The sequence below is a fragment of the Pseudomonas sp. TH41 genome (genome assembly GCF_016650695.1).
GTDB lineage: Bacteria > Pseudomonadota > Gammaproteobacteria > Pseudomonadales > Pseudomonadaceae > Aquipseudomonas.
Window position 1 is genome coordinate 1,309,029 of the sequence record NZ_JAEKFH010000003.1, and the last position, 14,335, is coordinate 1,323,363.

The following is a 14,335-nucleotide window of genomic DNA, read 5'->3' on the forward strand; positions in this document are numbered from 1 at the left end:
GTAGGAGCGAGCTTGCTCGCGAAGGTGGGTCAGGCACCCTTGTGTCAACTGACACACCTTCGCGAGCAAGCTCGCTCCTACACAGGGGCAGGTGTCAGGCGCTGACGGGCTCCATGGCCAACTCAACGACCTCAGGTCGCTTGAGCACGGCATACGCCACCGCCGTCAACAAACTCCCCGCCACAATCGCCAGCAGGTACAGCAACGCATGGTTGATCGCATTCGGGATCGCCAACACAAACAATCCGCCGTGCGGTGCCATCAGCTTGCAGCCGAAATACATCGACAACGCGCCAGTCAACGCGCCACCGGCAATGCTCGCCGGAATCACCCGCAACGGGTCCTTGGCGGCGAACGGAATCGCACCTTCAGAGATGAAGCACAAGCCCAGCACCAACGCCGCTTTACCGGCCTCGCGTTCGGTCTGGGCGAACTTGCGCCGGGCGATGAACGTGGCGATGCCCAGGCCAATCGGTGGCACCATACCGGCGGCCATCGTCGCGGCCATCGGTGCATAACTCTGTGAAGCCAATAGTCCTACGGAGAACGCATACGCCGCTTTGTTGATCGGCCCGCCAAGGTCGACACACATCATGCCGCCCAGCAACACACCGAGCAGAATCGCGTTGGTAGTGCCCATGCTGTCGAGGAAGTGTGTGAGCCCTTCGAGCATCCCGGCCACGGGTTTGCCAACCACGTAGATCATCACCAGACCGGTGAACAGACTCGCCAGCAACGGGATGATCAAAATCGGCTTCAGCGCCTCGAGGCTTTGCGGCAATCGCGCATAACGATTGATCGCCTGGGCGGCATAACCGGCGATGAAACCGGCAACGATCCCGCCGATGAAACCGGCGCCCAAGGTGCTCGCCAGCAGTCCACCGATCATCCCCGGGGCCAGGCCCGGACGGTCGGCGATTGAATAGGCGATGTAGCCCGCCAGCAACGGCACCATCAGTTTGAACGCGGTCTCGCCGCCGATCTGCATCAACGCTGCCGCCAACGTGCCCGGTTCCTTGAACGCGGTGATGCCGAACACGAACGACAACGCGATCATCAAACCGCCCGCCACCACCATCGGCAGCATAAACGATACGCCAGTCAGCAAGTGTTTGTAGACACCGGTCTTCTCTTGCTTGGCCGGGCCTTTGGCGCCGGTCGAAGCACTTTCCTGCTGACCTTCGGCCAGCGCTTTGTTCAGCGTCGCTTCGGCTTGTTTCAAGGCGATGCCAGTGCCGCAACGATAGATTTTCTTGCCGGCAAAACGCTCAGTGGCGACTTCAATGTCACAGGCCAGCAGCACCACGTCCGCATCGGCAATCGCTGCCGCGCTCAATGGGTTGCGCGCACCTACAGAACCCTGGGTCTCCACTTGCAGGTCGTAACCCAAACGCTTGGCCGCTTGCTGCAAGGCTTCGGCGGCCATGAAAGTGTGGGCAACGCCGGTCGGACAGGCCGTAATCGCAACCAGGCGTGGCACGTTTTGAACCGGCGCAACCGGCTCGACGACGGCGTCTGGCGCAACGTAAACCTGAGCCTCTTCAGCCCCACGCCGCAGCACCGCCTCAACATCCTGCAAGGCCTGCGCAGGCGTGCTGCGAAAAACCCGTTTACCGACGAATCGCGACATATCCACAGGCACGCTGGTCACCAGCAACACCCACTCGGCCGCCTCGATCGTGGCCGCCGACAATTGACGTTCCGGGTGCACGGCATCGATGACTTCGACGCTGGTGCTCCAGCCCTGACGCTGGGCCGCCGCATCGAGCAAACGGGCGCACAGCACACTGGTGACCATGCCGTTCGGGCACGCCGTAACAATGGCTAACTTCATGACGTACCCTCTTATTTTTCTGTCAGGCGGCGCACGCGCACACCCTGTTCTAACCGTGCCAACTGAGTGGCGTCGCCCATGCCGAAACCAATCTGCGTGACCGCCATCGCGGCAATCGCCGTGGCGGTGCGCAAGGTCTGTTCGGGCGTGTCGGCACTGAGTAAACCGTGGAGCATGCCGGCCAACAATGAGTCGCCCGCGCCCACCGTGCTAGCAACGCTGACCTTGGGCGGTGTGGCATGCAGGGCCGAGCCAACACTGAACCAGTTCACGCCCTCGGCGCCGTGAGAAATCACCACATGCTCGATGCCTTGAGCGTGCAAGCGGCTAGCGGCATCTGCCTGTGCCGCGACCGAAATCACTTCGCAGCCGAGCGCATCGGCCAGTTCTTCAGTATTGGGTTTTATCAGCCACGGACCGGCCTTGAGCGCTACGCGTAACGCTTCACCACTGGTGTCCAGCGCAACGTTCAACCCGAGGTTTTTCAAACGCAGAATCAACGCCTGCAACCACTCAGGGCTGACGCCTTGAGGCAGGCTGCCGGCCACGACAACCGCGTCATGCCCCGGCGCAATCCGGTCGAGCCGATCAAGCAGTGCCTGCTGCGCCGCCTCACTGACCCTCGGTCCCGGGCCGTTGATATCGGTAATGCGCCCATCGCTTTCCGCCAGTTTGATGTTGCTGCGGGTTTCGCCGGGGACGCGGATAAACGCGTCGACAAAACCACGCTTGGCAAACAAGGTTTCGAACGCTTGAAGATTGTCTTCCCCAAGGAATCCGCTGACCGTCAGCTGATGCCCGAGGTCCGCCAGCACCTGCGCCACGTTCACGCCTTTTCCGGCGGCGTGGGTGTGCATCTCGTCACTGCGGTTGACCTGTCCGGCTTCAAGGCGCGGCAACTGCACGGTCAGGTCAAGCGCCGGGTTGAGGGTCAGGGTTAGGATCTTGGCCATTACAGGGCCTCCACTAATGCGCGCACTTCATTCGCGCTGCCAACGGCCAGCGCCTGTTGGGCCAGGGTTTGGGTCTGAGTCAGGCTGAGTTCGCGAATGCGCGCCTTGACCTCGGCGATGCTGCGGCCTGACACACTGAGTTCATCCACGCCCAGCCCGACCAGCACCGGCACCGCCAGCGGATCGGCAGCCAGTTCGCCGCACACACCGACCCATTTGCCATTGGCATGGGCCGCGCGCACGGTGATGTCGATCAGTTGCAGCACCGCCGGGTGCAAGCCGTCAGCCTGGGCCGATAAGGTGGGATGACCACGGTCGATGGCCAGGGTGTATTGCGTCAAGTCGTTGGTGCCGACGCTGAAGAAGTCGACTTCCTTGGCCAGCACCGGCGCCAGCAAGGCCGCCGACGGGACTTCGATCATGATTCCCAGTTGCAGGTCTGCGACCGGGATTTCCAGGCGCAGACGTTCGGTCATGTCCCGCGCCTGCCGCCATTCGTCGACGCTGCCGACCATGGGGAACATGATCCGCAGCGGACGGTTGTCGGCGGCGCGGAGCAAGGCGCGTAACTGTGCTTCCATGATCTGCGGACGCTGCAGGGTCAAGCGAATACCGCGCACGCCCAGGAACGGGTTTTCCTCTTTGGCGATCGGCCAATACGGCAGCGGTTTGTCGCCGCCGACGTCGAGGGTACGCACCACCAGCGGCCGACCTGCCAGGCCATCGAGCACACGGCGGTACTCAACTTCTTGCATGGCCTCGTCCGGCGCTTGCGAATGGGCCATGAAAATCAATTCGGTGCGCAGCAGGCCAATGCCCTCGGCGCCCTGCTCCACGGCACTGGTCACGCCGGCGCTTTCGCCGATGTTGGCGAACACTTCGACCGCATGGCCGTCGGTGGTCAGCGCCGGTTGATGGCGTTGTTCCGCCGCCGCTTTCAGGCGTTGCTCGCGGGTGTCGCGCTCTTCGATGGCGCGCTGCAAGGTCGCAGCGTCGGCGTCCACGTGAAGGCGACCGCGCTGGCCGTCGAGCAGCAACGGCGTGCCTGGCGCCAGCAACAACACGGCCGCCCCCGCACCGACCAGCGCTGGAATTCCGAGGGCCCGAGCGACGATGGCGCTGTGGGCCGTGGCACCGCCCCGGGCGGTGAGAATGCCGGCGACGCGAGCCGGGTCGAGACGCGCCACGTCGGACGGGCCGACTTCCTCCATCACCAGAATGTACGGTTGATCGGGTTCGCTCAGTGTTTCGACGCCACTGAGTTGCGCCAACACCCGACGGCCGACGTCGCGCAGGTCGGCGGCACGCTCGGCAAGCAAGGCGTCCTGCAGCGATTCCTGTTGCTTGGCCGCCGCCTCGATTACCGCCATCCATGCCGCTTCGGCGCTTTCGCCTTGCTTGAGGCGAGTGTCGACTTCATCGGTCAGTTCCGGGTCGTCGAGCATTTCCAGATGGGTGATGAAAATCTCGCGAATGGCTTTGGCTTTGCTGCGCTCGATCAGGCCTTCGATGTCGCGACGCACCTCCGACACAGCGTGTTTGAGGCGTTCGCGCTCGACAGTGGCGGACTCACCGCGCAGTGGGTAATCGATGGTTTGCAGCACGTGAATATGCGCCGGGCCGATGGCGATTCCGGGCGCGGCGGCGATGGCCTGAACCAGGCTGCCGGACGCAGGCGCGAGCAGCACTTCGGCCACATCGGCGAAGACTTCGCGCTGTTGACTCACGGCCGGTAATGGCTCGACCTCTTCACCCAGGCCTTCTTCGATGGCGGCCAACAAGGCCGGCAAGGCATCGGCGGCGATGCTCGGTTCGGCGATGAATTCCAGCACCTGACCGCGACGGGCGCCGAGGCTGAGCAGTTTGCTCAAACTTTTCACCGACACCGCGCTGTCCTGACCATCGACAATGCGGACGCGAATTTCACCTTCAAAACTTTTCGCCAGTTGCGCGAGGATTTTCGCCGGGCGCGCGTGTAAACCGTGGGCATTGGCCAGAGCGATTCGGGCATTCGGCCAATCGGCCGGCAACTCACCACCGAGCACTTCAAGCACTTTTCGGCTGCTGGTGGCACGCCCCAGTTCATGGCCGCGTCCTTCAATCAACAACGCGCAAAGGCGTTCGAGCAACGCCTGATGCGCCTCACCGAGGCTGGCCAGACAGAATAGCCCGCTCAACGGCTGGCCGAGGTAACGCATCGGCTTGTCCGGGGTGACGAACGCCAGGCCCGGACGCTTCACGGTTTGCTCGCTGTGCAGCCACCACAGACCATCGCCCAGGGGTAGCGCTTCAACCTGTTGCAACACGGCGGAGAAACCGTTGCTCACACAATCGGCCTGACGCAGCAAACGGGCGCCGCGCCAGACCAATTCTTCGAAGTCATCGGCAGAAACGCCGAGGCCGATCATCTGCGCATCCAGCGCCAGCTCCTGCGGCGCACCTTGCAGCAACTTCAACAAGGCTTCGGCGGAGCTGGCACGACGCAGGGCCTGGCCCAGATCGGTCTCGCCGAGGGCACGGGTCAGCAGTTGCAACAAGCGTAGGTGTTCATCGGATTTGGCCGCGATACCAATCGCCAGGTACACGATCTGTCCGTCGCCCCAGTCCACGCCTTCAGGGAATTGCATCAGCCGCACGCCAGTGGAAAACACCTGATCGCGGGTTTCCGGGGTTCCGTGAGGGATGGCAATACCTTGACCGAGAAAGGTCGAGCCCTGGGTTTCACGTGCCTGCAACCCGGCGAGATAACCTTCGGCAACCAGACCGTCGGCGACCAGGTGCTGGGCGAGCAAGTGCAATGCTGCGGACTTATCCACAGCCGACTGGCCCATGGATATTTGCTCTATGGTGAGCTCGAGCATGCTTTCTCCTTTTTGGCGCCGTGGGGCACCAGGTATTGTTTGAATGATTAAAGCTTAGGCCCATCGTCATCACTTTTGGCGGTTTCGCGGCAGAACCGGCCAAAGGCGTCTAAAACATAGAAAATACGCTTGCTGAAACGTTTAATCTAGATTGTTTGGCACGTTACTCGATAATGCCTCATCCTTGAAGCCCAACTTGTCGGATGCTCTGCGGACGATGGTCACCTGCATGAATCAGGTACGATTGGCAAAAATGTCGGGGCAAGCTCGAAAAAACAAGGAAATCCCGAGTTGAAACTCAGTGATATCGCACAGTTGGCCGGTGTGTCCGTAACCACCGCCAGTTATGTCATTAATGGCAAGGCCGAACAGCAACGCATCAGCAGCGCGACCGTCGAGCGCGTGCGTGCCGTCGTCGAACAACATGGCTTTACGCCCAATCCTCAAGCGGCCGGCCTGCGCAGTCGGCACACCCGCACCTTGGGTTTCATTCTGCCGGACCTGGAAAACCCCAGTTACGCGCGGATCGCCAAATTGCTGGAGCAAGGCGCCCGGGCTCGTGGTTATCAATTGCTGATTGCCAGTTCCGACGATGCGCCGGACAGCGAACGGCAATTGCTGCAACTGTTCCGCGCCCGGCGCTGCGACGCGTTGATTGTTGCCAGTTGCTTGCCGGCGGGCGATGAAAGCTATCGCCAGTTGCAGGCCAAGGGCATTCCGATCATCGCCATCGACCGGGTCATGGAGCCTGAGCATTTCTGCTCCGTCATCAGCGACGACCGCGAAGCCAGCCTGCAATTGACCCGCAGTCTACTGGACCCGCAGCCCAAACAGATCGCGCTGATCGGTGCGCGCCCCGAACTGAGCATCAGCCAGGAACGGGCAGCCGGTTTCAAGGAAGCGCTGACAGCGTTCAAAGGCGAAGTGCTGATCGAACACGGCGAGTCGTTCAGCCGTGAGTGCGGTAAACAGTTGATGGAAGAACTCCTGCAACGCCTGGGTCATTTACCGGATGCGCTGGTGACCACGTCCTACGTTCTACTTCAGGGCGTGTTCGATGCCTTGCACGACTTCCCGCTCAAAACCCGCCCGCTGCGCCTCGGCACATTCGGTGACACGCAATTGCTGGACTTCCTGCCGCTGCCTGTCAACGCCATGGCCCAGCAACACCAGTTGATCGCCGACAAAGCGCTGGCCTTGGCGCTCGCCGCCATCGAGCAGTCCGATTACCAACCCGGTGTGCAGGCCATCCCGCGGACCTTCAAGCAGCGTATTCGCCAGGACTGAACCGTGGAGCTGATTGACAGCCACACTCATCTGGATTTTCCGGACTTCGACGAGGATCGTCAGGCGCTGCTCGCCGAGAGCCGCGCCCTCGGCGTGAGGCGGATGGTGGTGTTGGGGGTTTATCAGGCCAATTGGCAGCGGGTCTGGGATCTGGTGCAAAGCGATCCCGACCTGTATGCAGCGTTCGGTTTGCACCCGGTGTATCTGGATCAACATCAGCCCGAAGATTTACCCGAACTCGGCGATTGGCTGGCTCGGCTAGCCGGCCATCGGCAGGTGTGTGCGGTGGGCGAGATCGGCCTGGATTACTTCATCGAAACCCTGGACCGCGAACGTCAGCAGACGCTGTTCGAGGCGCAGTTGCAACTGGCGGCGGACTTCAATCTGCCGGCACTCATTCATGTGCGACGCAGTCATGCGGCCGTGATAGCCACGCTTAAACGGTTTCGGTTGAAACGCGCAGGGATCATCCATGCCTTCGCCGGCAGTAAGGAAGAGGCCCGCGAGTACATCAAGCTCGGCTTCAAACTCGGCCTCGGCGGCGCCGCGACCTGGCCTCAGGCTCTGCGCATGCACCGCGTCCTCGCCGAGCTGCCGCTTGAATCGGTGGTCCTGGAAACCGACGCACCGGACATGGCGCCCGCCATGTTCCCCGGTCAACGCAACAGCCCGGCCCACTTGCCGGCGATCTGCTCGGCGCTGGCGGGGATCATGGCGATCACCGCCGAGCAATTGGCCGCCGCCAGCACCGCCAATGCCTGTGAGCTGTTCAACTGGTAATCAATTGACGTGGGCCTTGGCGGCTTCAAGTGTCAGCGTGATGTGCTGTCGATGCCGGGCAAATCGAATCACGATGAAGTAGACGAAGATCGCCAACAGCGAAAAATTCAGCTGCTCCAGGACGCTGAGCAAACGCATCCACTCCAACACCAACGCCACCAGCAACGCGGTGCAGACCATGATCTGCGTGCTCACCCGCAGCAATGCCAGCGAGTCATTGGACTTGAAGCGCTTGATCTGTTTCGGATCACGCAGTTGCAAGGCTTTCTGGCAGTGGGAACAGGCGAACGCTTCATTGATTGCAATGGCGTTGAGCTGCCAGGGTTTGAGCAGCAGTGTGCGGTGGCAATGGGCGCAGAGGCCCTGGATTCCATTCGTTGCAGCCGACATAACCAAGCCTCCTCCGGGCGGGTCAGAGAGATAGATCCTCAATCATTGAAGACCATAAACCAGAGAACGGGGAAAAACAGGATATTCAAACCCTGTAGGAGCGAGCTTGCTCGCGATGGACGTGAACGATGACGCGTGCTGTCTGGAAAAATGCGTCGCCTTCGAATTCATCGCGAGCAAGCTCGCTCCTACACTTATTTACACGCGGAATGCGCTGATCAGTTGCTTGAGTTCCACCACCTGAGCCGACAACGCACGGCTGGCGCCCTCGGTCTGATGCGCGCCTTCGGCCGTGCGCTCGCCTGCGCGATTGATCTCGACGATGTTCTGGTCGATGTCATGAGCCACGGCGGTTTGCTGCTCCACCGCAGCGGCGATCTGCTGGTTCTGATCGACAATCATGCCGACGGCACCGAGGATGTTTTCCAGCGCCTGCTGGACTTTTTCCGACTGTCCGACAGTGCCGCTGGCCACCTGATGGCTGATACCCATCGCCTTCACCGCTGCACCGACACCGCCATGGAGCTTGGCGATCATCTGCTCGATTTCTTCGGTGGATTGCTGGGTCCGCTTGGCCAGGGTCCGGACCTCGTCCGCCACCACGGCAAAACCACGCCCTTGCTCGCCCGCTCGCGCCGCCTCGATGGCCGCGTTGAGGGCCAATAGGTTGGTCTGTTCGGCGATGCTCTTGATCACCTCCAGCACACGGCTGATGGACTGACTGTCGCTCGCCAACTGATTGATCACCAACACCGACTGATCGATTTCACTGGCAAGCGCAGCGATGCTGCCCTGCTGTGACTGCACCAGCCCGCGACCGTTAATGGTCTCGTCATTAACACTGTGGGCGCTGCTGACCGCCGCGGCGGCACTGCGCGCCACCTCGAGGGAGGTCGCCGACATTTGGTTCATGGCCGTCGCCACCTGCTCGATCTGGGAGCGCTGCCCCGCCACGGCTTGGTTGCTCTGCGCAGAAACGTTTTGCACCTGCCCGGCCTGGCGCTCGACCTCGCTGACGGTCTGCCCCACTCGCTCGATCAGGTCATGGATTTTCTTCACGGTGCCATTGAACACTTCACCCAGCTCGCCCAGTTCATCGCGGCTATCGGCGTTGAAGGTCACCGTCATGTCACCGGCGGCCACCTTGTCCATCATTGCGCCAAGACGCTTCAGGGTGGTGCGGGTCGAGGCGTAGAAACCGCCATAGAGGTAAAAGATCAACACAAACACCACCGAGAGCGCCACGGCCTGCAAAATCATGTGCGTGCGATTCTGCTCCAGCCGCTGCTGCAACTGAGTGCCGAGAAACTTCAGTGTGGCTTCATTGAGTTGGTAGGTCCGGTCCATCAGGCCTGTGACCTGATCGTAAAAACCCTGCCACGGCGCATCGAGCGTGTCAGCCATCACCACCTGTTCTTCGAACAGTTCACTGGCCTTCTTCAGCGATGCCTTGCTGTTATCGGCCTGGGCGGCCAGGGTCTCCCGTGCAGCTTTGCTTGACCCCAAAGCATCCTGCAGTTTCAGCCCATATTCGCCCTGCAGCTTTTCGATCTGTGCCAACAATTCATCGAATCGAGTACTCGATGCCGAGTTGAGAAAGCCCTGCCCCAACGAAAAAGAACCCATCGCCCGGCCTTCGCCCAGTATTTGGGTAACCCGTGGGGTGACATTGGTGATGAGTTCGCTCAGCTGACGCATGTCGCTCTGAGTGTCACGGCTCAGGCCGGCCTGACTGGCGATGATCTGGCTGAAAACCTGCGCGTTACCGAGCAACTTGCCAATCATCCCGCTTTTACTTTGCAGGGAGCTTTCCGCTTGCTGCGCCTTGAAGGCGACGATCATCTCATCGCGCTTGGCATCGAAAACAGCGATCTGTTCCGGGTCCGTGGTCATCGCCGTCAGCCCCTGCAAACGGCTCAGCACACTTTGCCCCAAAGTGCTGATCTGCGACTCGATATTGCCAGCCTTGCCAGACTGCCCGAGCGTGGCGTTAATCTGCACCAGGTTGTTGAGGGTTTCCAGATCGCGCCGTAACGTCAGGCTGTTGCCCAGGAGGTCCAGGCTCTGCAATTCGATTTGGGTGCCCTGGAATTCGCGATAGGAATCGCGCACCAGATAGAAATTGGTCACCAGCATCGGCACAAGGAACAGCACGCTGATCAGGCTGAACTTCATACCAAAACTCAGGCGATTCATCAGCGCAACGGCGGGATAGAGCAAGCTCTTCACTGGAAGTCTCCCTTCGATTTCTTATTTTTATTGGCAGGCGCGGGTCGACAGCAGACAGCCACTATTCGGCGCTAGCTCTGTATAACTTAAATCGGCAGGAGGTTTTGTAACTTAAGGTAAACGGCAGAGCGAACGCGGTCTTGTAGCAGCTGGCGAAGCCTGCGTTCGGCTGCCTGTAGGAGCGAGCTTGCTCCGGGCGGCGTTCCGACGAAAGACCTGATAGCGACACGTTTATCCAACATGAACGCGTTATCGTTAACGTCTTTCACGAGCAAGCTCGCTCCTACAGGCGGACGCAGGCAGCGCCAGGGTCGGTGTGCCTAGGGCAGGACCGTCCACAACGCAAACCCGGCGTACCAGAGCACCGCGGCTCGCAGCAGCAGCTCCCAGATCCGGTCCAGGTTGTTGATGCCGTCGGGGCCGACCACCGGTGCAGGGATTTCACCAGCCACCATCCCGACCTTTTCGATCAATTGGGCAGCGCTGATGTTCCAGTTCAGCAGTTCGTGCAACATCACCCGGCCGACCGCGACAAAGTTGCCCACCAACGCAAAACTTGCCGCCAACAGGCGCACCGGCAGCCAGTCGAACGCGTGACGCAGTTGTGCGGCGCGCTCGACTACGGCGGGGTTCTGCCCGTGCTCTTCGGCCAGGGCGAGCAGTCGATAGCTCAATGCCGCGACCGGCCCCAACAGGAAGTACCAGAAAATCACCGCGAAAAAGCTTTGATAGGCCTCCCACAACAGATGCCCTTCGACCCGCTCCAGCAATTGCTCGCCATCGTCGGCGCAGATACCCACGTCGCGTTGCGCAACATGAGCGGCAGCTTGCAGGTCTTCCCGGCGCCAGGCATCGCGGAAGGGTCCCAGGCCGGCCAACAGATCACCGCGCCCCAAACTGTAAATCACCACCAGCAAGTGCAGAGGCAACACCAGCAGACCGTAGGCCACCGGATCCAGTACCACCAGCAACAGACCCAGCAGCGCCACCGGCAACAACACCAGTATCACCAGGACCAGCCCCGGGCTTTTCGCCAGACGCGGGCTGGACTCAAGCTTGTTCAACTCGCGTACCCAACCACCATCACGTTGTACCCGATGGCGCAGGGCCGAGAACTTCTCGATCCAGACGGCCAATAGCAACACCAGAAAACTCATTGTTGTTCCTCTTTTGCCAGGGCGGCACGATAGCGTGCCCAGTCGAACGCCGGCCCCGGATCTGTTTTGCGCCCAGGTGCAATATCACTATGCCCACAAATGCGTTGCGCGGTGATGGCCGGGAAAGTGTTTTGCAACTGCCGGGTCAAGGCGGTCAACGCTCGATACTGCGCGTCGGTGAACGGCAGATCATCCGTGCCTTCAAGCTCGATGCCCACGGAAAAATCGTTACAGGTTTCCCGCCCTTCGAAACGGGAGACGCCGGCGTGCCAGGCGCGCTCAAGGCACGAGACAAACTGAGTGACGGCGCCGTCCCGTTCGATCAAAAAGTGCGCAGACACCCGCAGGTCAGCAATCCCTTCAAAGTAAGGGTGCTCCATGACATCCAGGCGATTCTGGAAAAATTCCTGCACCTTGCCGGTGGCGAACTGCGCCGGCGGCAGGCTGATGTTGTGGATCACCAGCAGGGAAACTTCGCCCGAGGGGCGCGCATTGAAGTTGGGCGAGGGACATACACTCACGCCCTGACACCAACCGCTCGCGGGGTCCAACTGCATACAGGTTCCTTCAATGACGACTGTGTTGCCCCCAGTATGCCGCGATAGACCCTCGGCGCGCGATCACTTGCCGTGATTGAGGCGCCGCAGGTGCGAGATCACTGACTCCAGGGCCCGATCGAACAACAATGTGTCGTCGAGCGCGCGCACCGCACCACGGCGGAATTCCAGAGCCAGCTCGGTACGGCTGCGCTCCAGCGCTTTCATCCCCGTGCGGTCGACGAAAATGTACTTGCCGGTGGCATCGATGATCGCCGCCAGTTTGCAGCGAAGGGTGTTGTCCTCGTCTTCCTTGAACTCGACCCAGCGGCCCAGACGCAGACGACGGACCTGAAGCAAACCCACATCGTCCTCCGGCAAACGGATCAAAGCTGTCTCGACCGGGCCTTCGTCGGCCGTTCGCAGAATGACTGCTTCCTGCACCTCGATCATCACCGGTTTGTCGCCCGCCTGTTCAAGTGCCCCCGGACGCTCGAACAACTGGACGTGCAAACTTTCCAGCTCACTGAAAAATTCACCGGTGGCGAACGGATCGAACGCCGAACCGTTCAGCCCGTCGCGCAATGACTTGAGTAAACCCGGCACCAGCGCCAACAAACGCAGGCTAGCACCGGGTTCGTCATGACGCTGCACACTCCAGATCAGTTGCTCCATGGTTTGCACATTGGCGTGCCACTCGGCTGAGTCATCACCGTGTTTGAGGCAGGTCAGCAGCAGCACGTTGCTCCAGGCGTCCTGGACAAAGACCACGACGCGCTGCGGCAAGACTTTGCCCAGCAACGCCTGATTCAGCACCTGCTCGACGCGATGGCGGGCCACCTCGGTTCTGGCGCGCCCCTCTTCGGCGTCTCGGGTTCGCTGCTCCAGCAGCTCGCTGCGCCGGCGCTCGTCGCTGGTGAATGCGAGAAAATCCGCCAACACTTCGGAAAAGATCGCCGGGTCATCGACAAAGTCATTCAACAAGCGCTGCACCACTTGCTCGATGCGCAAATACAGGCTGTCGCGTTCATGGTCGTCGCACTCGCCCCAACCCATCGCGGCAGTGGCGATTTCATTGAGCAGACGGCGGGCCGGATGACTGCTGCGGCTGAAGAAGCTCTTGTCGAGCACCGCTACCTTGAGCATCGGGATCTGCAATCGGCCGATCAATGCCTTGAGGGAGTCCGGCAGGTTGCGGTCGTCGAGGATGCGTTCGAAGAGCAGGGCGATCAGATTGATCACATCTTCGTCGGCCACCTCGACAACGCGCGACTTGCCGCTTTTGACGCTGATCCGGGTCAGCAATTGTTCGAGCTGGTTTCGCAGATCAAAATCGTCCCGGGTCTCTGGCGCCGGCACGTATTGCTGCAAGTGCGAGAGCAGCCGCAACAGATCGCGGGTAGAAATCGGCTGGGCCTGGGCACTGACGTCGAGCGTCGGTGCGACGCTGCCGCGCACATGGCGCAGCAGTTCTTGCAAGGCCACAAAGACGGCCTGCACACCGTCGTCGATCTGCGTTCCGTTTGAGCGGGCACAGGCCTGCGCCGAGTCGGCACGAACACTGCCGTCCGCATGATCCGTGGCCCTGCGCGCGGGGGCGGGCTTGAGGTCGGGCAGCACGCCGGTGGCGATCAGCAGTTGATTAGCGTTGGCATAGAGCTGATCGGCGTCACTGAGGACATAACGCTCGAACAGCTTGAGGATGATCAACTTGACCTTGATCTCCATGCCCAGATTGCGCCCGGCCTGCAAGAAATACTCGCAGAGCATCGCCGGTCCCATGGGGTTGTGTTGATCAGCCAGGGGCTTGCCCAACAACGCGGTGAGTCGCGCAGTCAGTTGGTCAAGGGCGAAACCGTCGCGGTTCAGCACTTTGCTGACCATTCCGTGCACCGCCACGTTGCGCTCCAGGTCGTCATCAAGTGGTGACATCGAAGTGTCGACGGACAATGCCCGTGACAGGGTTGCTTGAGTGATGTCGAGGGGCGTGAGGCTGACAAACGCTTCGAGGAATTGCTCGAGAAAGACCCGTTCGATGCTTTTGCGCTTGAGGCGCAGATCGCGCATGGCCTCGAAGAAAAGATGCCGCTCAACACCATTACGAGCCCGATCAGCCATTTCAAACAGGGTGTCGTCGGCGTTGTCGAACAGATCCTGCAAACCCTGCCTGAGCTGTTGCACAGCCTTGTCGCGAACCTGAAGCAGAATCATAGGCAGGCGGGCGAGCGGCGAGGGAATCGCCTGATCGGTAGTGGCCCTGTGCAAAGGCACTACATTCCCGTCGTTGTGCATCCTGCCTCCTGAAGCG

General features: G+C 60.8%; 10 protein-coding genes. 2 read left to right on the top strand and 8 right to left on the bottom strand.

Annotated features, from left to right (window positions below):
- Positions 1–94: 94 nt before the first annotated feature.
- The 3 genes from JFU37_RS08725 to ptsP are packed head-to-tail and all read right to left on the bottom strand — an operon-like array spanning position 95 to position 5,648.
- On the bottom strand, positions 95–1,834 hold the full coding sequence (locus tag JFU37_RS08725) for a PTS fructose-like transporter subunit IIB (protein WP_201114919.1): 1,740 nt from the start codon (positions 1,832–1,834) through the stop codon (positions 95–97).
- Positions 1,835–1,845: 11 nt separating this feature from the next.
- Positions 1,846–2,787, bottom strand: a complete 942-nt coding sequence (gene pfkB / locus JFU37_RS08730) for a 1-phosphofructokinase (RefSeq protein WP_201114920.1) — start codon at positions 2,785–2,787, stop codon at positions 1,846–1,848.
- Positions 2,787–5,648, bottom strand: coding sequence for a phosphoenolpyruvate--protein phosphotransferase (gene ptsP, locus JFU37_RS08735; RefSeq protein WP_201114921.1), 2,862 nt, complete (start codon positions 5,646–5,648; stop codon positions 2,787–2,789). The genes pfkB and ptsP overlap by 1 nt, the downstream gene beginning before the upstream one ends.
- A gap of 291 nt (positions 5,649–5,939) precedes the next feature.
- Between ptsP and cra the strand changes: the two genes are divergently transcribed.
- Together cra and JFU37_RS08745 are read left to right on the top strand one after the other, a co-directional pair.
- The gene (cra, locus tag JFU37_RS08740) at positions 5,940–6,935 is read left to right on the top strand and encodes a catabolite repressor/activator (RefSeq protein ID WP_201114922.1); all 996 of its coding nucleotides are present in this window, start codon (positions 5,940–5,942) and stop codon (positions 6,933–6,935) included.
- A gap of 3 nt (positions 6,936–6,938) precedes the next feature.
- Entirely contained in the window at positions 6,939–7,715 is a 777-nt protein-coding gene (locus JFU37_RS08745) for a TatD family hydrolase (RefSeq protein WP_201114923.1), read from the top strand.
- Here the strand turns inward: JFU37_RS08745 and JFU37_RS08750 are convergent, their stop codons facing one another.
- From JFU37_RS08750 to JFU37_RS08770, 5 genes are all read right to left on the bottom strand, one after another.
- Positions 7,716–8,105, bottom strand: coding sequence for a hypothetical protein (locus tag JFU37_RS08750; RefSeq protein ID WP_201114924.1), 390 nt, complete (start codon positions 8,103–8,105; stop codon positions 7,716–7,718). It abuts the gene before it with no gap.
- A gap of 198 nt (positions 8,106–8,303) precedes the next feature.
- On the bottom strand, positions 8,304–10,334 hold the full coding sequence (locus JFU37_RS08755; RefSeq protein ID WP_201114925.1) for a methyl-accepting chemotaxis protein: 2,031 nt from the start codon (positions 10,332–10,334) through the stop codon (positions 8,304–8,306).
- A gap of 320 nt (positions 10,335–10,654) precedes the next feature.
- Positions 10,655–11,491 carry a regulatory signaling modulator protein AmpE gene (gene ampE / locus JFU37_RS08760; protein WP_201114926.1) on the bottom strand — a complete coding sequence of 279 codons (837 nt, stop codon included), beginning with the start codon at positions 11,489–11,491 and terminating at the stop codon, positions 10,655–10,657.
- A complete protein-coding gene (gene ampD / locus JFU37_RS08765; protein WP_201114927.1) occupies positions 11,488–12,048 on the bottom strand; it encodes a 1,6-anhydro-N-acetylmuramyl-L-alanine amidase AmpD in 561 nt (186 codons plus the stop codon). The genes ampE and ampD overlap by 4 nt, the downstream gene beginning before the upstream one ends.
- A gap of 63 nt (positions 12,049–12,111) precedes the next feature.
- Positions 12,112–14,319, bottom strand: coding sequence for a DUF1631 domain-containing protein (locus JFU37_RS08770; RefSeq protein WP_201114928.1), 2,208 nt, complete (start codon positions 14,317–14,319; stop codon positions 12,112–12,114).
- Positions 14,320–14,335: the final 16 nt, after the last annotated feature.